A 21,732-nucleotide genomic window follows, 5' to 3' on the forward strand; every position below is an offset into this window, starting at 1 on the left:
CGAGGAAATCCGTTTACTAAAACGGTCTCTTTCCTCATGCTTTCAAACACCTTGCCTCGCTTGGCAAGGTGTTTTTTACTAAAAAGGAGGAATATTTCATGAACCATTTACTAACGTTAGCAGAGTTATCGGTTGATGATGTGCTTGCCATTTTGCATGAAGCGGAACGATTTGCGAACGGGGAAACGTGGAAAGTGAATAAACAAACGTTCGTTGCCAACTTATTTTTTGAGCCGAGCACGCGAACGCGTTGCAGCTTTGAAATGGCGGAACGAAAACTTGGACTTGAAGTCATTCCGTTTGATGCAGATATGTCGAGCGTCCAAAAAGGAGAAACGTTGTATGATACGATTCGGACGTTGCAAGCAATCGGTGTGGAAGCCGTTGTCATTCGCCACCCATCCGATCATTACTTTGAACCGCTCCGTCATGCGATTGACATTCCGATCATTAACGCAGGCGACGGGTGCGGCCATCATCCGACACAATCGTTGCTAGACTTAATGACGATTCGTCAACAATTTGGCACATTTATTGGGCTCGATGTAGCGATCGTTGGTGACATTCGTCATAGCCGAGTGGCGCGTTCGAATGCTGAAATATTAACAAGGCTAGGTGCAAACGTCTTATTTTGCAGCCCGCCGGAATGGCAAGATACAGAAAACCGTTATGGCACATACGTCGATCTTGATACGGCAGTGAAAGAGGCGGATGTCGTGATGCTTCTTCGCATTCAACACGAGCGCCACGACGAAAAAATGGGTTGGACGAAAGAGCAATATCACGAGCAATATGGCTTAACGATCGAACGAGAAAAACAAATGAAAAAAACGAGCATCATTTTACATCCTGCCCCTGTGAATCGCGATGTGGAAATCGCAAGCGAACTTGTGGAATGCGAACGGTCTCGCATTTTTAAACAAATGGAAAACGGCGTATACGTGCGCATGGCTGTATTGAAACGCGCATTACAAAAAGGAGGGACACAAAATGGCTACCATATTCAAACGTGCGCGCTTGCTTAATGAACAAGGCGAGTTCATCTCGGCCGATATAAAAATCGATGAAGGCCGTATTACTCATATCGCTTCTCATATGGATGAGGACGATCATGATGAAGTAATTCATGTAAACGGTCAATTTGTCGCCCCGGGGTTTATTGACGTCCACGTTCATTTGCGCGAACCGGGTGGAGAGCATAAAGAAACGATTGCGACCGGTACGCTCGCTGCGGCGAAAGGCGGATTTACAACGATTGCAGCGATGCCAAATACAAAACCCGTGCCAGATACGAAACAACAAATGGAATGGCTCGTCAATCGCATTCGCGAAACAGCGCACGTGCGCGTTTTGCCGTATGCGGCCATTACTGTACGCCAAGCAGGAAAACAGCTCGTCGATTTTGCCGCATTAAAAGAAGCAGGGGCGTTTGCGTTTACAGACGATGGCGTTGGCGTACAAAGCGCACGCATGATGTATGAAGCGATGCAACAAGCCGCCGCTCTTGAGATGCCGATCGTCGCGCATTGCGAAGATGAAACGTTGACGTATAAAGGGTGCGTGCACGATGGGGCGTTTGCGAAACGACACGGGCTTTCCGGCATTCCTTCCGTTTGCGAAGCGGTACATATTGCGCGCGATGTATTATTGGCGGAGGCAACCGGCTGTCATTATCACGTTTGCCATATTAGTACGAAACAGTCGGTACGCATCGTGCGCGAGGCGAAGCGGGCAGGCATTCGCGTCACCGCTGAAGTAACGCCGCACCATTTGTTGCTTTGTGAGGAAGACATTCCTTCGCTCGATGCAAACTTTAAAATGAATCCACCATTGCGAACGAAAGAAGATCAACAAGCGTTAATCGAAGGATTGCTTGATGGAACGATTGATTTTATTGCGACCGACCATGCACCGCATACGGAAGAAGAAAAAAGTGAAGGAATGGTGCTTGCCCCATTTGGAATTGTCGGATTAGAAACGGCCTTCCCGCTTTTATATACACATTTTGTTGAAAAAGGGGTATGTACGTTAAAACAGCTTGTCGATTGGTTGTCGAAAAAACCAGCGGAGACGTTTCGCCTTGACGGCGGGCAATTAAAAGTTGGCGCAAAAGCAGATTTCGTGGTCATCGATTTACATACAACACAAGTGGTTGATCCTACGACGTTTGTTTCGAAGGGAAAAAATACGCCATTTGCAGGCTGGACGTGTAAAGGATGGCCGACGATGACGGTCGTCGATGGAAACATTGTTTGGCAGAAGGGGAGAGAGTGATGAAACGACAACTCATTTTAGAAGATGGTACACGTTTTGTTGGAGAAGCGTTCGGAAGTAAAAGGCAAACAGTCGGTGAAGTCGTTTTTAATACAGGGATGACAGGATATCAAGAAATTTTAACCGATCCGTCGTATTGCGGACAAATTGTGACGATGACATATCCGTTGATCGGCAACTACGGTGTCAACCGAGACGATTTTGAATCGATCGAACCGCATGTGTTCGGGTTTGTTGTGAAAGAAGCGTGCCTATCTCCGTCCAATTGGCGAAGCGAAATGACGATTGACGAATATTTGCGCATAAAAAACATTCCGGGGTTAGCAGGGGTTGATACGCGCAAGTTGACGCGCATCATTCGTCAACACGGCACGTTAAAAGGGATGATTTGCGACATGGACGTTTCGGTGACAGAGGCGCTCGCACATTTAAAAGAAACGGAGCTTATACGCGATCAAGTGAAGCGCGTATCGACAAAAAGTGCGTACGCTAGTCCGGGGCGCGGTCATCGCGTCGTTTTAATTGACTTCGGCATGAAGCACGGCATTTTGCGCGAGTTAAATAAACGTCATTGCGACGTCATCGTGCTCCCATACAATGCGACGGCAGAAGAAGTGTTGCAGTTGCATCCTGATGGGGTCATGTTATCGAACGGGCCGGGGGATCCGAAAGATGTGCCAGAGGCGATTCATATGATTCAAGGCATACTCGGTCACGTTCCACTTTTCGGGATTTGTCTCGGCCATCAACTGTTTGCGCTCGCATGCGGGGCGAATACGGAAAAAATGAAGTTCGGTCATCGCGGCTCGAATCATCCAGTTAAACAGATCGAAACAGGAAAAGTCGCGATTACTTCACAAAACCATGGCTACACCGTCACGGAGCAGTCGCTTGCTCATACGAGATTAGAAGTGACGCACATCGCTTTAAACGACGGAACGATTGAAGGGCTTCGTCATCGCGACGTGCCGGCATTTACGGTGCAATACCATCCAGAAGCGTCACCGGGACCAGAAGATGCAAACGATTTATTCGATGATTTTATGGCGATGATTGAACAGTTTAAAAAAGAAAGAGGGGTCGTTCATGCCTAAACGCCAAGATATTGAAACGATTCTTGTCATCGGTTCAGGGCCGATCGTCATCGGTCAGGCGGCAGAGTTTGATTACGCAGGTACGCAAGCATGTTTAGCATTAAAAGAAGAAGGGTATAAAGTCATTCTCGTCAACTCCAATCCAGCAACGATTATGACCGATACAGAAATTGCTGACAAAGTGTATATGGAGCCGTTAACGCTTGAATTTGTCGCGCGCGTCATTCGGAAAGAGCGTCCGGATGCCATTTTGCCGACGCTTGGCGGGCAAACGGGGCTAAATTTAGCGGTCGAATTAGCGAAAGCAGGGGTGCTTGAGAAATGTGGCGTTGAAATTCTCGGCACGAAACTAGAAGCGATTGAAAAAGCAGAAGACCGCGAACAATTTCGCGCGCTCATGAACGAACTTGGCGAGCCGGTGCCGGAAAGCGCCATCGTTCATAGTTTGCAAGAAGCGTATGCGTTCGTTGAACAAATTGGTTATCCGGTCATCGTCCGCCCAGCATTTACGCTCGGTGGAACAGGCGGCGGCATTTGTACGAACGAAGAAGAGCTTGTCGACATCGTTTCTAGCGGCTTAAAAATGAGCCCAGTTCATCAATGTTTATTAGAAAAAAGTATCGCAGGCTATAAAGAAATTGAGTACGAAGTGATGCGCGATGCAAAAGACAACGCGATCGTCGTTTGCAATATGGAAAATATCGATCCTGTCGGCATTCATACGGGCGATTCGATCGTCGTCGCTCCGAGCCAAACGTTAGGCGATCGCGAATATCAACTGTTGCGAAACGCCTCGCTTCGCATTATTCGCGCGCTCGGCATCGAAGGAGGGTGCAATGTCCAACTCGCTCTTGATCCGCACAGTTTTCAATATTACGTCATTGAAGTAAACCCGCGCGTCAGCCGCTCATCGGCGCTTGCATCTAAAGCGACCGGATATCCGATTGCGAAACTAGCCGCAAAAATTGCGGTTGGCTTAACGCTTGATGAAATGATGAATCCGGTCACAGGAAAAACGTACGCTTGCTTTGAGCCAACGCTCGATTACGTCGTCACAAAAATTCCGCGCTTTCCGTTCGATAAATTCGAATCAGCGAACCGCCATCTCGGCACGCAAATGAAAGCGACTGGGGAAGTGATGGCGATCGGGCGCACGTTTGAAGAGTCGCTATTAAAAGCGGTACGCTCGCTCGAAACGAACGTCTATCATCTCGAGTTAAAAGAACAAGTCGATGACGCCTTGCTGCAAAAACGCATTCGAAAAGCGGGCGATGAGCGTCTATTTTACATCGCCGAAGCGTTTCGCCGCGGCATAACGGTCGAACAAGTGCATGTATGGAGCCAAATCGACCCGTTCTTTTTAACGAAAATCGCCCGTATCGTCGCCTTCGAAACGGTTTTACGCGACCATGTTGGCGATATGACTGTTCTTCAACAAGCAAAAGAAATGGGCTTTTCTGATGTGGCGATCGCTAAACTTTGGCATATGGCTGAACGCGACGTATATGAGATGCGGAAACGCGCCAAAATCACACCTGTATATAAAATGGTCGATACGTGTGCGGCGGAATTTGAATCCGAAACGCCGTATTATTACAGCACGTACGAAGAAGAAAACGAATCGATCGTGACCGCGAGGGAAAGTGTCGTCGTTCTCGGCTCTGGTCCGATTCGGATCGGGCAAGGAATTGAGTTTGACTACGCGACCGTTCATTGTGTATGGGCGATTAAAGAAGCGGGATATGAAGCCATCATCATTAACAACAATCCAGAAACGGTGTCAACCGACTTTAGCATTTCCGATAAGTTGTACTTTGAACCGTTAACGATTGAAGATGTGATGCACGTCATCGATTTAGAACAGCCGATTGGTGTCATCGTCCAATTTGGTGGACAAACAGCGATCAACTTGGCGGCGGAATTAGCTGCGCGCGGCGTGCGCATTCTCGGCACATCGCTTGAAGATTTAGATCGTGCGGAAAACCGCGACAAATTTGAACGAACGCTTGCGCAACTCGGCATTCCGCAACCGAAAGGAAAAACAGCATGTTCCGTACAAGAAGCAGTCCATATTGCGAACGAAATCGGTTACCCTGTTCTCGTTCGACCATCGTACGTTCTTGGCGGTCGGGCGATGGAAATCGTGTATAAGGAAGAAGAATTGCTTCATTATATGGAACATGCGGTCAAAGTAAATCCGCAACATCCAGTACTCATCGACCGTTATTTAATCGGAAAAGAAATCGAAGTCGACGCGATTTCGGACGGAGAAGACGTGTTTATTCCAGGCATTATGGAACATATTGAGCGCGCGGGCGTCCATTCAGGCGATTCGATTGCCGTATATCCGCCACAAACGTTATCAAAAGACATTCAACAAAAAATTGTCGACTATACGATTGCACTCGCGAAAGGGTTGCGCATCGTCGGACTGTTGAACATTCAGTTTGTATTGTATGAAGGCGAGGTGTACGTACTAGAAGTGAATCCGCGTTCGAGCCGAACCGTTCCGTTTTTAAGTAAAATTACGAACGTGCCGATGGCCAACATAGCAACAAAAGTCATTTTAGGAGAAACGTTGCAAGCGCTTGGCTACAACACCGGATTAAAAGAAGAAAGCGACGGTGTATATGTGAAAGCCCCTGTCTTTTCGTTTGCGAAATTGCGCAACGTCGATATTTCGCTCGGACCAGAAATGAAATCGACAGGTGAAGTGATCGGAAAAGATGAAACGTTTGCGAAGGCGCTTTACAAAGGACTTGTCGCTTCCGGCATTCATATTCGTCCATACGGTGCTGTGTTGTTGACGATCGCCGACAAAGATAAAGAAGAAGCGATCGCCATCGCCCGCCGGTTTTACCATATCGGTTACCAGCTGCTTGCGACAAACGGCACAGCACAAACGTTACGGGAAGCGAACATTCCGGTAACCGTCGTCAATAAAATTCATACCGGTTCACCAAACATTCTTGATGTGATTCGTCAAGGCAAAGCGCAAGTCGTCATTAACACATTAACAAAAGGAAAAGAAACGGAAAGCGACGGCTTCCGCATTCGTCGCGAGGCAGTCGAAAACGGCATTCCGTGTTTAACGTCGCTCGATACGGCGAAAGCGATGCTTCTCGTTTTAGAAGCGATGACGTTTTCGACAATGGCGATGACGGAAAAGAAGGTGAATGTATGAAGGAGAATATGACGATCATCGCTAACCGCCAAATCGCAAAAGACATTTATGAATTGACGCTCGCTGGCTCGCTCGTTCAGCGCATGCGTACACCGGGACAGTTTGTGCATATGAAAGTGGCAAACAGCGGACCGCTACTTAGACGTCCGCTCAGCCTTTGCGACATCAATCAAGAAGCGAATGAATGTACGATCATTTACCGCGCGGAAGGGGCAGGAACGATGCTCCTTTCGCAAAAATTGCCCGGAGACACGGTCGATGTGCTCGGTCCGCTCGGAAACGGTTTTTCGGTTTCTGCGCTGTCAAGCGGACAACGCGCGCTTCTTGTCGGTGGGGGAATCGGTGTGCCACCGTTATATGAATTGGCAAAACAACTAGTGAACAAAGGAGTATTTGTGACGATTGTGCTCGGCTTTCAAACGAAAGATGTCGTATTTTACGAGGAGCGATTCGCATCGTTTGGCGAGACGTACGTTGCGACCGTAGACGGCTCGTACGGCATGAAAGGATTTGTCACCGACGTCATTCATCACCATCGCCTTTCGTTTCATGTGTTATACGCATGCGGACCGAAGCCGATGCTACGGGCGCTCGCAAACGAGTTTCCGCATCAAGACGTATATTTGTCGCTTGAAGAACGAATGGGATGCGGTGTCGGTGCTTGTTTTGCCTGCGTATGCCGCGTGCCGCATAGCGAAACGGCATATAAAAAAGTATGTAGCGACGGTCCGGTATTTCGGGCGGGGGAGGTCGTGTTATGAATCGATTAGCAGTGGAGTTGCCAGGACTTTCATTAAAAAATCCGATTATGCCTGCCTCCGGCTGTTTCGGATTTGGACGAGAATACGCGAAATTTTATGATTTAAGCGTGCTTGGGGCGATCATGATTAAAGCGACGACGCTTGAAGCGCGCTTCGGCAATCCGACGCCGCGCGTAGCGGAAACGCCAAGCGGCATGTTAAATGCGATCGGATTGCAAAATCCAGGTGTCGATGTGGTGCTCACTGAAGAATTGCCGTGGTTAGCGCAATATGACGTGCCGATTATCGCCAACGTGGCCGGCTCGACCGTAGAAGAATATGTAGAAGTTGCTCGGCGCATTTCAAAAGCGCCAAACGTTCATGCGCTCGAGTTGAACATTTCATGTCCGAACGTGAAAAAGGGTGGCATCGCATTCGGAACCGTTCCAGAAATCGCTGCGGAGCTGACGAGGGCGGTAAAAGAAGTGTCGGACGTGCCTGTTTATGTGAAACTATCCCCGAATGTCACAAACATTGTCGCGATGGCGAAAGCGGTTGAACAAGCAGGGGCGGACGGGCTGACGATGATTAATACGTTATTAGGCATGCGCATCGATGTGAAAACAGCGAAGCCGATTTTAGCGAACCGAACAGGCGGGTTATCTGGCCCAGCGATTAAGCCGATTGCGATTCGAATGATTTATGAAGTGAGCCAAGCGGTATCGATTCCGATTATCGGCATGGGCGGCATTGAAAGCGCGGAAGACGTCATCGAATTTTTTTATGCCGGTGCGAGCGCGGTCGCGATCGGTACAGCCAATTTCATCGACCCGTACGTTTGTCCAAACATTATTCGCGACTTGCCAAATGTTTTAGATGAACTTCGTATCGATCATATTTCACAATGTACGGGAAGGGGATGGAACAATGGACAAACCGTTTATTGTGGCACTTGATTTTGCATCCAAAGAAGAAGTACGGACGTTTTTACAACTATTTTCCGATACGTCGCTCTTTTTAAAAGTCGGGATGGAGCTATATTTTCAAGAAGGTCCAGCGATGATTGACGAACTGAAACAGAAAGGTCATCATATTTTTTTAGATTTAAAGCTTCATGATATTCCACATACAGTAAAACAAGCGATGAAAGGGTTGGCAAAACTAGGCGTTGATTTAGTAAACGTTCATGCTTCAGGAGGAAGTGCGATGATGCGTGCGGCGATCGAAGGATTAGAAGAAGGAACACCACACGGGATGAGCCGTCCACGTTGCATTGCCGTTACGCAATTGACGAGCACAAGCGAACGAGTTCTCCGTGATGAACTGCTCATCGATCGCCCGATGAAAGAAACGGTCGTTCATTATGCCACGCTCGCATACCGTAGCGGGCTTGACGGCGTTGTTTGTTCCGCCCAAGAAGTGCCGCTTCTTCGCGCATCGTTTGGCACATCGTTTATTACCGTCACGCCAGGCATTCGCTTTGCGGGCGACAACGCAGACGACCAAGTGCGCATCGTCACGCCGTATGAGGCGAAACAGCTTGGAACAAATTATATCGTCATCGGACGAAGCATTACAAAAGCATATGATCCATATGCCGCATATGAGCGTCTAAAACGAGAATGGGATGGTGGACAATAATGAAAAAAGAAATCGCAAAACAACTTCTTTCGATCGGTGCTGTATCGTTGCGTCCAAACGAACCGTTTACGTGGGCCTCAGGCATACAATCGCCGATTTATTGCGACAATCGCTTGACGTTAGCGTACCCCGCCGTTAGACAGGCCATTGCCGAAGAACTGACATCACTCATTCGCACGCATTTTCCGAATGTAGAAGTCATCGCTGGCACAGCGACGGCAGGCATTCCCCATGCCGCATGGGTGAGCGAGCGGTTGAATATGCCGATGTGTTACGTTCGCAGTCAAGCGAAAGGACACGGAAAAGGAAAGCAAATTGAAGGGAAAGTAGAACAAGGGCAACACGTCGTCGTCGTCGAAGATTTAATTTCAACAGGCGGCAGCTCATTGCATGCGGTGCGCGCCTTGCGTGAAGCGGGATGCAACGTGCTCGGTGTCGTTGCAATTTTTACATACGGATTAGAAAAAGGAAAGCGAGCATTTCAACAAGAACAAGTCCCATACTATACCGTCACCGACTACGATACGCTCATGGAAACAGCGGCGGAACTTGGCATCATCACCAAAGAAGAGCAAACAACGCTGCACCATTGGCGTGAACAGCTAGAAGCATAACAATAAGGGTGTCCAACGAAAGCCGGACACCCTTTATCATTATTTCGTGGAAATCGCGTTTGTTTTTAAATAGTGGATATCGTTTGCTTGTTGAATCGAACGGAGTGAAAGTGCTTGCAGGACAGTTTCTTGATGATCTAACTTTTCAAACCCTTCTTGCATTTGTTGCGACAACTGTTCGATTTGTTGTTTCATCATTGGAATTTCTTGTACGTGCAACTCAACAACAGTCATTCGTTCCATTAATTGTCCAACCATTTCACGAATCGCTGGCACAAGCGCCACATCCTCTTTCGTCGCCATACGCTGTTCGATGCTAGCGATATCGTCTTTTGTGGCCATCGTCTGTTCGATCTGTTCGATGCGCTTGTCCATAGCAACGATATCGTCTTTCGTCGCCATGCGCTGCTCAATGCTAGCGATATCGTCTTTCGTGGCCATCGTTTGTTCGATCTGTTCGATGCGCTTGTCCATAGCAACGATATCGTCTTTCGTGGCCATACGCTGCTCAATGCTAGCGATATCGTCTTTTGTGGCCATCGTTTGTTCGATCTGTTCGATGCGCTTGTCCATAGCAACGATATCCTCTTTCGTCGCCATACGCTGTTCGATGCTGATGATGTCATCTTTTGTGGCCATGCGCTGTTCGATGCTGATGATATCATCTTTCGTCGCCATCGTCTGTTCGATCTGTTTGATGCGCTTGTCCATAGCAGCAATATCGTCTTTCGTCGCCATACGTTGCTCGATGCTAGCGATATCATCTTTTGTCGCCATCGTCTGTTCAATATGGCTGACGCGACTTTCTAACGCTCGAATATCATCTTTTAACGCGGCGACATCATCTTTTGTTGCCATGTTCGCGCGCAAAAATGCCAACTCGTCAAAAATGCGTTGCAACAGCTGCTCCATCACGTTCACCTCCTTTTTTCCGATTCTATTATACCACCATTCGACAGAAAGAAGAGAGACGAAACAGAAAATATGACAAAAAATTTTTGAATTTTTTTCTTTAGGTACATATATTGTCCATGTAAAATAGTAATATATTGTTATAAAAAGTTTTTCATAACTTAAGTGTTTATTAATTGATAAAAAATAAAATGCTTGATAATATTCGAGGTAGGAGGTGGAAAAATGAGAAAATATATTCTTTTTATTTTTTGTATGTTTTTTGGGTTGGTTATAAGTTCGCAACATACAAGTGCACAAACAATAGTTTCAGATGAGCAACTTGAACAAGTCAGAGAGAATTTTTTACAGATGGGAATTGATGAAGAGACCGCGAGTAAGCTTGTAGAAAAAGTGAGGAATGGTGAACTTTTAGATAGTCAAAAGCCAGACGAACTTGATAAAAAAAGAGAAGACCTAGTTGTTAGTTTAACTGATGGAAAGAAATATATTGAGTTTAGTGATGGTTCAAGAATAGAGATTAGTGTGTCGAATTCAAGTCCTGTTGTGACTGCTTTTGACTATGCAACTGGTACAGTATCTTATAATTCTTGTCAATCTGGTTCAGGTTATAAAAATTGTACTATTAAAGTAAGGTACTACGACGGGATTTGGGACATATATTTTAATGCTAAAATCTCCTTAGTTCAGGATGGATATGATATGATTTCCTCAATTTATAACCAAGGAGTAGACGCGGTGTTGTACACTGTTGTGGAGAAAAGATTTGAAATTGTGCAGAAAGTTGAAACGAGTTCAGTAGCAGCTAAAGCTGATTATACAAATCAATTCACTCATAAGTCGGGTTTGTATACATTATCTAGAACATTGACACTTTGTGTGGAAAACGATAATGCCTATGCTCGTTTGAACTATTATTGAGCTCTTTTGACTTTTTAACTAGTTGAGCACCATTATGCAATTAGAATTTTAGTAGCGATTGATCGATTGTATTATTTATTATTTTCGGTAAAGTAAAATAGGGGGGATTTAATGGACTGGATTGTCGGGATAGCTTTAATTATCATCATTTTTTTTTCAACTAGTACAATAGAAAAAACTCTTAAAACAATAAAAAGACAAAATGATACAATTATCGAGTTATTAAAGGAGATAAAAAATAAAAAGGAATCGTAAATGCTTAGTGGCAGGTGCAAGTACATCTTTTGGTGATGAACCAAATAACAAAATATGTTGACGAAAATGAAAAACCCGCCTACCTAGACGGGTTTTTTCATCCTCACCACCATCTCCTCATCCGGCGTGACGTAAATCGTCTGCTGGTTTTCATAAATCACAAAGCCGGGTTTGGCGCCGCTCGGTTTTTTGACATAGCGAACGCGCGTGTAGTCGACCGGAACGGAGCTTGAGTGGCGCGCTTTGCTGAAGTAAGCGGCCAAGTGGGCAGCTTCGATGATCGTCTGTTCTGATGGATTTTTGCTTTTAATGACGACGTGTGAGCCTGGGATGTCTTTCGTATGAAGCCAAATGTCGTCTTTGCTTGCGAATTTGTTTGTTAAATAGTCGTTTTGTTTGTTGTTTTTGCCGACGAAAATGTCGGTGCCGTCGCTTGATACGTAGCGTTCGAGTTCGATTGTGCGCACCTTTTGTTTTTTCTGTTTTGTCGCTTTGGCGCGCAAATAGCCTTGTTCGATTAACTCGTCGCGAATGTCGTCAATGTCTTTCGGTGATGCCGTTTCAAGCTGTTGCAAAAGCGTATCGAAATATATGATTTCTTCTTCCGTCCGCCCAATTTGTTCCTGCACGATGGAAAGCGAATTTTTCGCTTTTTGGTATTTTTGAAAATAGCTTTGTGCATTTTCTGACGGCGATTTTTGTTGATCAAGCGGAATGGTGATTGTGACACCGTTTTCGTCATAATAGTTGACGACTTCGATTTCGCTCATTCCTCGCTTCATAGCATAAAGATTTGCGGTCAACAATTCCCCATATAGCCGATATTGTTCCGCCTGTTTTGCTTCTTCAAGCGTTTGTTGAAGTTTCAACAGCTTCTTTTCATTTTTCGCTTTTTCATTCGCGACAAATCGTTCTAAATCGTGCGCTTGTTGTTTCACGCGATCGCGTTCTGCTTTGCCGAAATAAAAACGGTCAAGCATCTCGCTTAACGTAGCAAAATGTTTTCCTTCCCCTTCGATATGGGTAAGCGGCAACGCATAAAATACGTCTTTTGTCCCGTTTGTATATATACATGGAGCAAATTTCTCGTTTCGCACATCTTCCATAAGCGTGATAAAACTTTTCGGCAACGTCGCTCGGTTAGCGAGCCCTGCGCGATAGATGACTTCGCGCGCAAAAAGCGGCGAAATGCCCGTAAATGTGGCAACGAGTTGATCGGCTAGTTTTCCTGCGAGAAAATCGATCTTTTTTAACACCGTCTCTTCCGTCGCGTGAAGCGGATTGATTTTGTCGTGCGATGGGGGCAATATGTAAGGCGCCCCAGGGAGCACCGTTCGATATCGGTTCACCGCAGGGGAGAGATGTTTGACGCTATCGATGATCGTATTCGTCTGTTCATCGACGAGAACGATGTTGCTGTGGCGGCCCATCAATTCAACGATGAGCTGTTTTGTACATACATCGCCGAGCTCATTTCTTCCTTTGACATGAATGATGATGATGCGATCAAAATCGACTTGCGTAATCGCTTCAATGACGCCTCCTTCAATATGTTTGCGCAGAAGCATACAAAACATCGGCGGCTCATGAGGATTATCGTACGTCTCGTTCGTCAAATGGACGCGCGCATACGTCGGATGAGCAGATAATAACAATTTATAATTGCTTCCGTGCGAACGAATATGAAGCACTAATTCGGATGGAAATGGCTGATAAATTTTTGAAATGCGCCCCCCGACAAGCGTGCGCTGTAATTCTTTTGTCATTGCATATGTAAATACTCCGTCAAACGACATCGAAAACACCTTTCTCTTTTTTCTTTTCATTATACCATATCATTTTTTTGTACATGCCTGAATAAGCTGTCATAGATAAGACAAGCGGAAGGGGGAGAGAAATGAGCTGGCACGGACTGCGTATCGAGCAGGTGGAACAACAAGTAAATACAAAAATTGGCTTTGGATTAACGGAAAAAGAAGCGAAAAGACGGCTAAAACAATTTGGAAAAAATGAGCTATCGGAAGAAAAAAAACCGTCTGCGCTAAAACAATTTTTTAGTCAGTTTCAAGATTTTATGGTGCTCGTTCTATTGGCGGCAACCGCGATTTCCGCTGTATTAGGCGAATACATTGATGTGGTCGCGATCGTGGCGATTGTCATCATCAATGCTTTTTTAGGATTTATACAAGAGCGCCGAGCGGAAAAGTCGCTAGAAGCATTAAAAAAATTGTCGGCACCAGAATCGCTCGTTTTGCGGGACGGCGAATGGGGAAAAGTGCCGTCTGCTCAGTTAGTCGTTGGCGATATTGTCAAATTCGCAAGCGGCGATCGCATCGGGGCGGACGTGCGCATCATTGAAGCGAAAGGGTTATATATTGAGGAGTCGTCGTTGACGGGCGAGTCGCTTCCCGTCGAAAAACAAACAGCGCCACTAATAGAAGATGTTTCATTAGGTGATCGTACAAATATGGCGTTTATGGGAACGCTCGTGACGAAAGGAAGCGGTGTAGGGATTGTCGTAGCGACAGGCATGCATACAGCGATGGGACAAATTGCCCATTTAATTCAGTCAGCGCCAACGATGACGACACCGTTGCAGCGGAAGCTCGAACAGCTCGGAAAAATTTTAATCGTCATCGCTTTAGCGCTCACAGCGCTCGTTGTCGTGCTTGGCGTATGGCAAGGACATGCGGTATACGACATGTTTTTAGCTGGTGTGTCGCTTGCGGTCGCCGCCATTCCAGAAGGGTTGCCAGCGATCGTCACCGTCGTATTGGCGCTCGGTGTCCAACGCATGATGAAGCGAAACGCCATCGTGCGCAAACTGCCGGCCGTTGAAACGCTCGGTTGTGCCTCTGTCATTTGTTCTGATAAAACAGGAACGATGACGGAAAATCAAATGACCGTCACGCACGTATGGGTGAATAACCGGTTATGGACAGTAAGCGGGACGGGCTATGAACCGAAAGGAACGTTTTTATATAACGGCAAACAAGAAAAGGTAGATGCTGCCTTACAGCAAATATTATTATTTGGGGCGTTATGCAATCATGCCGACATAAAGAAAAAAGGAAAAACATATATGATTGACGGCGATCCGACCGAAGGCGCCCTCGTTGTTGCGGCGGCGAAAGCAGGATGGACGAAAGAAAAAATTGCCGCTGAATTTACGATTGAACATGAATTTCCGTTTGATTCGACGCGAAAAATGATGACGGTCATCGTGAAAGATCGCGCGAATCGGCGCTTTATTGTCACAAAAGGTGCGCCAGATATGTTGCTAGAGCGTTGTCGTTTCATATATATCGAAGGTCAGGCGAAACTTATGCGCGACCAAGAGCGGAAACTGGTGCAACAAACGGTCAATACGCTCGCCTCCCAAGCGTTGCGAACGATTGCGATCGCTTATCGACCGCTTTCTTTGACGGAAACAATGAACGATGAAACGAAAGCGGAAAGCGACTTGACGTTCATCGGTTTACAAGGAATGATCGATCCGCCGCGGAAAGAAGTAAAACAAGCCATTGCGGAATGTAAAAAAGCAGGCATTAAAACAGTGATGATTACAGGAGATCATGTGTTAACAGCGAAAGCGATCGCCCAACAGCTGCACATGATGCCGCCAAACGGCAAAGTGATGGACGGCAAAACGTTAGCGACGTTATCTGTCGATGAATTAGAAGACGTTGTTGAAGATGTGTACGTTTTTGCGCGCGTATCGCCCGAACATAAATTAAAAATTGTGCAAGCGTTACAAAAAAGAGGGCATATTGTCGCGATGACAGGCGATGGCGTGAACGATGCTCCGGCCATTAAAACAGCAAACATCGGGATCGCGATGGGAGTGACAGGAACAGACGTATCAAAAGAAGCCGCATCGCTCGTTTTGTTAGATGATAACTTTGCGACGATTAAAGCGGCGATCGAAGAAGGGCGAAACATTTATGAAAACATTCGTAAATTTATTCGCTACTTACTTGCATCAAACGTCGGGGAAATTTTAGTCATGTTATTTGCGATGATATTGGCGCTCCCTCTCCCGCTTGTACCGATTCAAATTTTATGGGTGAATCTCGTCACAGACGGACTACCTGCCATGGCGCTCGGATTAGACCCAGCCGAAGAAAACGTCATGAAGCGGCCGCCGCGTCATCCGAAAGAAGGGGTTTTCGCCAGAGGGCTCGGCTGGAAAATCATTAGTCGCGGCTTTCTCATCGGCATGGTGACGTTAATTGCTTTTCTCGTCGTGCATACGCGACATCCGGAAAACTTAACGTATGCCCAGACGGTTGCCTTTGCGACGCTCGTGCTCGCTCAACTCATTCACGTATTTGATTGCCGAAGCGAACGGTCGGTGTTTGACCGAAATCCGTTTGAAAATATGTATTTAGTGCTCGCTGTTTTGTCGTCGCTTGTATTGTTGCTTGTCGTCATTTACTATCCGCCGCTACAACCGATTTTCCATACCGTTTCGTTGCCGCTTACGGATTGGTTGCTTATTATTGGCTTATCGTCTATTCCGACGTTTTTACTTGCTGGCTCGTTATTTACACGTCGTCGTTCATGAAATGTTTTCGCTATATAGCGATATGTGCTATAATGAGAGAAGGTAATGGAGTGAATCTATTACCTTCTTTTATTGTCGATAACACATAATGGATGTGAGAGTATGATCGTAAGTATGACAGGATTTGGTCGAGGAAAAAAAGAAGATGAAAACGTGAGCGTTACGGTGGAAATGAAATCAGTCAATCACCGTTTTTGTGAAATTTCGATCCGCATGCCTAGACAGTGGGTGATGTTTGAAGATAAAATAAAAAAAGTAATTACAGAACATATTGCCCGTGGACGTGTCGAAGTGTTTATTACAATTGAAGGAGAACAGCTCGTTGAACGAACGCTTCACGTCGATTGGCAGCTTGTTGATGCGTATTACCGGATGCTTACCGATGTGCGTCGTCGCTTTCATTTTGCCGATGATGTATCGCTTCGAGATGTTATACATATGCTATCGGATGCGGTTGAAATGACGGAACAGCCGATCGAAAACGATGCGCTTCTTTCTCTCCTTTTAGAAGCGACAAAAGAAGCGGTCGAGCAATTGAAACATATGCGCGAACAGGAAGGAAACGCGTTATTAGCAGACATGCTGATGCAGCTGGAGACGATTGAGAAAAGCGCACATCGCGTTGAACAACTGGCGCCAACGGTCGTCGCTTCTTATCGCGAACGCATACATAAACGAGTGAGTGAATTTGTACAGGGCGTCGTTGACGAACAACGGCTATTGACGGAAGTCGCTCTATTTGCGGAAAAAGTCGATATTCATGAAGAATTAAAACGCATATATAGCCATATTGAACAATTTCGTCGCATCGTTTCTGAAGGGGGAGCGGTCGGACGAAAGCTCGATTTTCTCGTTCAAGAGCTCAATCGTGAAATGAATACGATCGGTTCAAAAGCAAACGATCGCCACATTGCTTCTGAAGTTGTCGAAATGAAAAGCGCCCTTGAAAAAATTAAAGAACAAGTGCAAAATGTAGAGTAGTTTGTTTATGATAGAAAGGCAGGGATGAGCGTGAAAGAACGAGGGTTATTAATCGTTTTATCAGGACCGTCTGGCGTCGGTAAAGGGACGGTACGAAAAGCATTATTTTCACAGCCAGATATTCAATTGCAATATTCGATTTCTGTGACGACGCGCAAACCACGTGAAGGAGAAGTCGATGGCGTCGATTACTTTTTTAAAACGCGCGAGCAGTTTGAACAAATGATTCGCCAAAATGAGCTATTAGAGTGGGCAGAATATGTCGGGAACTACTACGGCACGCCAATTGATTATGTAGAAAAAACATTGCAAGAAGGAAAAGACGTGTTTTTAGAAATTGAAGTGCAAGGAGCGATGCAAGTTCGCAAAGTGTTCCCAGAGGCGCTCTTTATTTTCCTCGCTCCGCCAAGCTTAAGCGAATTGCGCAAACGAATTGAAATGCGCGGAACGGAATCAGAAGACTTAATTCGCGATCGTTTACAAGCGGCGAAAGAAGAATTAGAAATGATGGATGCATACGATTACGTTGTCGAAAACGATCAAGTAGAACTGGCATGCGAGCGCATTAAAGCGATTGTCATGGCGGAACATTGCCGACGTGAACGCGTGGCACAACGATATAAAAAGATGTTGGAGGTGGAGTAATATGTTATATCCTTCCATTGACTTACTTATTACAAAACTCGATTCAAAATATACACTCGTCACAGTTGCGGCGAAGCGCGCCCGCCAATTGCAAGTAAAAAATGACTTAACGATCGAAAAACCTGTGTCGAAAAAATTTGTCGGCAAAGCGTTAGAGGAAATTGCAGCGGGTCATATTGAAGTCGTTAGCGAAGAAGAAGCAGCGCAATAAACTATTTACGACAACCTAGTTTTTAGGTTGTTATTTTTTTACAAATACCGAACGAAAGGGGCAACGTCGATGCTTCAGCAAAAAAACATTTTATTATGTGTTACAGGGGGCATTGCTGTATATAAAGCAGCGGCACTCACAAGCAAACTTGTGCAAGCAGGGGCGAATGTCAAAGTCGTCATGACGGAAGCTGCTTGTCAATTCGTTACACCGCTTACGTTTCAAGCGTTATCAAAAAACGAAGTGTACGTCGATACATTCGATGAAAAAAACCCGAACGTCATTGCACATATTGACTTAGCTGATTGGGCACATATCGTACTCGTTGCCCCTGCGACCGCAAACACGATCGCAAAGCTCGCCTATGGTTTAGCTGATAACATGGTGACAACGATTTTACTTGCGACGAAAGCACCGGTTTGGCTTGCGCCTGCGATGAACGTCCATATGTACGAACATCCAGCGGTACAACAAAATATGCGCACGTTGCAGTCATATGGCTATCGCTTTATTGAGCCAGCGGAAGGGATGCTTGCGTGCGGTTACGTTGGAAAAGGGCGATTAGAAGAACCAGAAACGATCGTCGCTTTGCTTGAACAACATGTTGCATCAAACGAACTGTTAAAAGGAAAAAAAGTGTTAGTGACAGCCGGTCCGACGCGTGAAAAATTAGACCCTGTCCGCTTTTTCAGCAATCATTCGACAGGAAAAATGGGATATGCCATCGCAGAGGTGGCGCGCGATTTTGGAGCTGACGTCACCCTCATTTCCGGTCCGACGTCGCTTGTTCGTCCGGAAGGAATACAGACGATTCAAGTAGAAAGTGCGCAAGACATGTATGAAGCGGTGATGGAGCATTTTCAACATAGCGATATCGTCATTAAAACAGCGGCAGTAGCAGACTATCGTCCGAAATATGTGGCCGACAATAAAATAAAAAAGCAGCAAGGAGACTACACCGTCGTTCTTGAGCGAACGATCGACATTTTACAAACGCTCGGCGAACAAAAAACGCACCAATTTTTAGTTGGCTTTGCGGCAGAAACGAACGATGTGGAACGATATGCGAAAGAAAAGCTCGCGCGCAAAAATGCCGATATGATTGTCGCAAATAACGTCGTCCAAGAAGGAGCAGGGTTCGGCACAGATACAAATATCGTGACGATATTTAAACGAGACGGAACGGCAAAGCAACTTCCACTCTTGCCAAAATCGGAAGTGGCAAAACAAATTTTACGTGAAATTCATGATGAAATTGAGGGACGCCTATGACGGTTGCTTCTGTCATCGTTGATATTCCTACGAGTCAAACGGATCGCCCGTTTGATTACGCGATCCCACCTGAACTTGTCGGCGTTGTACAACCAGGCATGCGCGTTGTCGTGCCATTTGGCACACGTTTTTTACAAGGATTTGTGATTGAACTGAAAGAAACGACGGATATGCCGCTCGAACAATTAAAGCCCATTCATTCTCTTTTTGACGTTGTTCCTGTATTTAATGAAGAATTGTTGCGACTTGGAAAATGGCTAGCTGAAACGACGCTTTGTTTCATGGTATCGGCGTTTCAAGCGATGTTACCTGCCGCAATGAAAGCGAAATATGAAAAAGATATTCGGCTCATCGAACAACATATGCCGTTCATACACGAAAAAGTACGCGCGTTGTTTCGCGACCGTCTCGTCATTCCGTGGAGGGAAGTGGCACAAACGCCATACGTGCCACTGTTGCAAAAAGAAATCGCAAGAGGCCATATGGAAGTCGTTTACCGAGTTGAAGAAAAAGGAAAAATAAAAACAGAAAAGTGGGTCGAACGGTGCGCGAGTGATGACGATGTCACACATGCGCTTGTATCGCTCTCGCAGCGCGCCATAAAACAAAAACAAATGCTTGAGCGCCTGCTTACAGCCCGCTCTCTTCCTTTGAAACAATTGTTAAGTGAAACAAATAGCACGTTTGCTACTGTTCAAGCGCTCATGAAAAAACAGCTCGTCACTGTGACAGAAAAAGAAATATATCGCGATCCGTATGCTAACCGCTCGTTTACAAAAACAAAACCGCTCCCTTTAACAGACGAACAACGCCAAGCGTTACAGGCGATCGGACAAACGATTGACGAAGATGTGCATGACGTTTTTTTAATGTACGGCGTCACAGGAAGCGGAAAAACAGAAGTGTATATGCAAGCGATTGATCTCGTCTTAAAAAAGGGAAAAGAGGCGATTGTGCTCGTGCCTGAAATTTCGCTGACGCCTCAAATGGTGAAGCGGTTTAAAGAACGATTCGGTTCGAAAGTAGCCGTTCTTCATAGCGGCTTATCGCTCGGAGAAAAGTATGACGAGTGGCGAAAAATTCAACGAAAAGAAGTACAGCTCGTCGTTGGAGCTCGTTCCGCCATTTTTGCACCGTTTGAAAACATCGGCATCATCATTATTGATGAAGAACATGAAACGAGCTACAAACAAGAAGAAGCGCCCCGCTATCATGCGCGCGATGTGGCGATTTTCCGAGGTCGTTACCATCGTTGTCCTGTTGTGCTTGGCAGCGCTACGCCATCGCTTGAGTCGTTTGCGCGCGCTCAAAAAGGGGTATATAAACAAGTCACGTTAACGAAACGAATGAACGATCACGCGATGCCGCCTGTAGACATTGTTGATATGCGCGAAGAACTGCGCGCAGGAAACCGCTCGATGTTTTCCCGCCTTTTATTTGAAAAATTAACGGGGCGTTTACAAAAAGGAGAACAATCTGTTTTATTTTTAAATCGTCGTGGTTATTCTTCTTTCGTCATGTGTCGCGATTGCGGTCACGTCATTCAATGTCCACATTGCGATATTTCGCTCACGTATCATCGCGTCCAACAACAATTGAAATGTCATTATTGTGGGTACGAACAGCGAATGTCGTCGCATTGTCCTGCTTGTCAAAGCGAACATATTCGCTTTTTCGGAACGGGAACGCAAAAAGTAGAAGAAGAATTAACAAAGCTGCTTCCAGAAGCGCGCGTCATTCGGATGGACGTCGATACAACGAGCCGAAAAGGAGCACATGAACGACTGCTTCGGGAATTCGGAGAAGGAAAGGCTGACATTTTACTCGGCACGCAAATGATTGCCAAAGGGCTCGATTTTCCAAACGTCACGTTAGTTGGCGTATTAGCAGCAGATACGATGCTTCACGTCCCTGATTTTCGCGCAGCAGAAAAAACGTTCCAATTGCTGACGCAAGTAAGCGGTCGAGCGGGGCGGCATCATTTGCCGGGTGAGGTCGTCATTCAAACGTATACACCTGAACATTACAGCATTCAATTCGCAAGCAAACATCATTATGAGGCGTTTTATGAACGTGAAATGATGAACCGAAAAAAACACGGGTATCCACCGTTTTACTATTTAACGCTCATTACGGTGTCGCATGTCGATGCGCTGAAAGGAATAAGCATCGCTGAAAAAATTGCTGCACATGTGAAAAAACATTTGTCAGCTGAAGCGGTTGTACTCGGGCCTGTTGCTTCTCCGATTGCACGCATGAACGATAGATATCGTTACCAATGCATGATAAAATACAAGCGGGAAGCGAACTTAACGACAGCGCTCCGCACCATTATGGAACATTATCAGCGCGAGATGACGCGCGGTGATGTGACGATTACGATTGATTTAAATCCATATATGATGATGTAAATAAGGGAGG

The 21,732-nt window shown here is 45.9% G+C and carries 18 protein-coding genes; 16 read left to right on the forward strand and 2 right to left on the reverse strand.

Annotated elements, in window-relative coordinates; translation table 11 throughout:
- Nucleotides 1-98 precede the first annotated feature (98 nt).
- From JV16_RS00775 to pyrE, 8 genes are read left to right on the forward strand one after another with little or no spacing between them, the layout of a single operon-like run.
- Nucleotides 99-1,025: an aspartate carbamoyltransferase catalytic subunit gene (locus tag JV16_RS00775; RefSeq protein ID WP_042533813.1), complete on the forward strand. Its 927-nt coding sequence runs from the start codon at nt 99-101 to the stop codon at nt 1,023-1,025.
- Complete coding sequence (locus tag JV16_RS00780) at nt 991-2,274, forward strand: dihydroorotase (protein WP_042533815.1); 1,284 nt, start codon at nt 991-993, stop codon at nt 2,272-2,274. The genes JV16_RS00775 and JV16_RS00780 overlap by 35 nt, the downstream gene beginning before the upstream one ends.
- Nucleotides 2,274-3,368: a carbamoyl phosphate synthase small subunit gene (locus JV16_RS00785; protein ID WP_042533817.1), complete on the forward strand. Its 1,095-nt coding sequence runs from the start codon at nt 2,274-2,276 to the stop codon at nt 3,366-3,368. Before JV16_RS00780 ends, JV16_RS00785 begins: the two co-directional genes overlap by 1 nt.
- Nucleotides 3,361-6,552, forward strand: coding sequence for a carbamoyl-phosphate synthase large subunit (gene carB / locus JV16_RS00790; RefSeq protein ID WP_042533819.1), 3,192 nt, complete (start codon nt 3,361-3,363; stop codon nt 6,550-6,552). The genes JV16_RS00785 and carB overlap by 8 nt, the downstream gene beginning before the upstream one ends.
- Nucleotides 6,549-7,313 (forward strand): dihydroorotate dehydrogenase electron transfer subunit, encoded by a 765-nt coding sequence (locus tag JV16_RS00795; protein WP_021094898.1) that lies wholly within the window; start codon nt 6,549-6,551, stop codon nt 7,311-7,313. Before carB ends, JV16_RS00795 begins: the two co-directional genes overlap by 4 nt.
- The gene (locus tag JV16_RS00800; protein WP_021094899.1) at nt 7,310-8,248 is read left to right on the forward strand and encodes a dihydroorotate dehydrogenase; all 939 of its coding nucleotides are present in this window, start codon (nt 7,310-7,312) and stop codon (nt 8,246-8,248) included. The genes JV16_RS00795 and JV16_RS00800 overlap by 4 nt, the downstream gene beginning before the upstream one ends.
- Nucleotides 8,220-8,933 carry an orotidine-5'-phosphate decarboxylase gene (pyrF, locus tag JV16_RS00805; RefSeq protein WP_021094900.1) on the forward strand — a complete coding sequence of 238 codons (714 nt, stop codon included), beginning with the start codon at nt 8,220-8,222 and terminating at the stop codon, nt 8,931-8,933. Before JV16_RS00800 ends, pyrF begins: the two co-directional genes overlap by 29 nt.
- Complete coding sequence (gene pyrE, locus JV16_RS00810; protein ID WP_021094901.1) at nt 8,933-9,547, forward strand: orotate phosphoribosyltransferase; 615 nt, start codon at nt 8,933-8,935, stop codon at nt 9,545-9,547. The genes pyrF and pyrE overlap by 1 nt, the downstream gene beginning before the upstream one ends.
- A 39-nt stretch (nt 9,548-9,586) precedes the next feature.
- On the opposite strand, the gene JV16_RS15470 is transcribed toward pyrE, so the two are convergent.
- Nucleotides 9,587-10,459: a hypothetical protein gene (locus JV16_RS15470; protein ID WP_021094902.1), complete on the reverse strand. Its 873-nt coding sequence runs from the start codon at nt 10,457-10,459 to the stop codon at nt 9,587-9,589.
- A gap of 225 nt (nt 10,460-10,684) precedes the next feature.
- Here JV16_RS15470 and JV16_RS00820 point away from each other — a divergent pair, with 225 nt between their 5' ends.
- The gene (locus tag JV16_RS00820; protein ID WP_042533821.1) at nt 10,685-11,380 is read left to right on the forward strand and encodes a hypothetical protein; all 696 of its coding nucleotides are present in this window, start codon (nt 10,685-10,687) and stop codon (nt 11,378-11,380) included.
- Nucleotides 11,381-11,491: 111 nt separating this feature from the next.
- Entirely contained in the window at nt 11,492-11,635 is a 144-nt protein-coding gene (locus tag JV16_RS15730) for a hypothetical protein (protein WP_021094265.1), read from the forward strand.
- An 83-nt stretch (nt 11,636-11,718) separates the two neighbouring features.
- Here JV16_RS15730 and JV16_RS00825 read toward each other — a convergent pair whose 3' ends face one another.
- The gene (locus tag JV16_RS00825; RefSeq protein ID WP_021094264.1) at nt 11,719-13,431 is read right to left on the reverse strand and encodes an Rqc2 family fibronectin-binding protein; all 1,713 of its coding nucleotides are present in this window, start codon (nt 13,429-13,431) and stop codon (nt 11,719-11,721) included.
- A gap of 101 nt (nt 13,432-13,532) precedes the next feature.
- On the opposite strand from JV16_RS00825, the gene JV16_RS00830 reads away from it, so the two are divergent.
- The 6 genes from JV16_RS00830 to priA all read left to right on the forward strand — a co-directional run bounded on the left by JV16_RS00830 (nt 13,533) and on the right by priA (nt 21,722).
- Nucleotides 13,533-16,202: a calcium-transporting P-type ATPase, PMR1-type gene (locus JV16_RS00830; protein ID WP_021094263.1), complete on the forward strand. Its 2,670-nt coding sequence runs from the start codon at nt 13,533-13,535 to the stop codon at nt 16,200-16,202.
- Nucleotides 16,203-16,304: 102 nt separating this feature from the next.
- Complete coding sequence (locus JV16_RS00835) at nt 16,305-17,183, forward strand: YicC/YloC family endoribonuclease (protein WP_021094262.1); 879 nt, start codon at nt 16,305-16,307, stop codon at nt 17,181-17,183.
- A 24-nt stretch (nt 17,184-17,207) separates the two neighbouring features.
- The gene (gene gmk / locus JV16_RS00840; RefSeq protein WP_171334606.1) at nt 17,208-17,828 is read left to right on the forward strand and encodes a guanylate kinase; all 621 of its coding nucleotides are present in this window, start codon (nt 17,208-17,210) and stop codon (nt 17,826-17,828) included.
- A 1-nt stretch (nt 17,829) separates the two neighbouring features.
- Nucleotides 17,830-18,039, forward strand: coding sequence for a DNA-directed RNA polymerase subunit omega (gene rpoZ, locus JV16_RS00845; protein ID WP_021094260.1), 210 nt, complete (start codon nt 17,830-17,832; stop codon nt 18,037-18,039).
- A 69-nt stretch (nt 18,040-18,108) separates the two neighbouring features.
- Nucleotides 18,109-19,311 carry a bifunctional phosphopantothenoylcysteine decarboxylase/phosphopantothenate--cysteine ligase CoaBC gene (coaBC, locus tag JV16_RS00850; protein ID WP_021094259.1) on the forward strand — a complete coding sequence of 401 codons (1,203 nt, stop codon included), beginning with the start codon at nt 18,109-18,111 and terminating at the stop codon, nt 19,309-19,311.
- Nucleotides 19,308-21,722 (forward strand): primosomal protein N', encoded by a 2,415-nt coding sequence (gene priA / locus JV16_RS00855; protein WP_042533824.1) that lies wholly within the window; start codon nt 19,308-19,310, stop codon nt 21,720-21,722. Before coaBC ends, priA begins: the two co-directional genes overlap by 4 nt.
- Nucleotides 21,723-21,732 lie beyond the last annotated feature (10 nt).

Origin of the sequence: Anoxybacillus ayderensis, assembly GCF_000833605.1 — a bacterium.
In the GTDB taxonomy this organism is placed as follows: Bacteria; Bacillota; Bacilli; order Bacillales; family Anoxybacillaceae; genus Anoxybacillus; species Anoxybacillus ayderensis.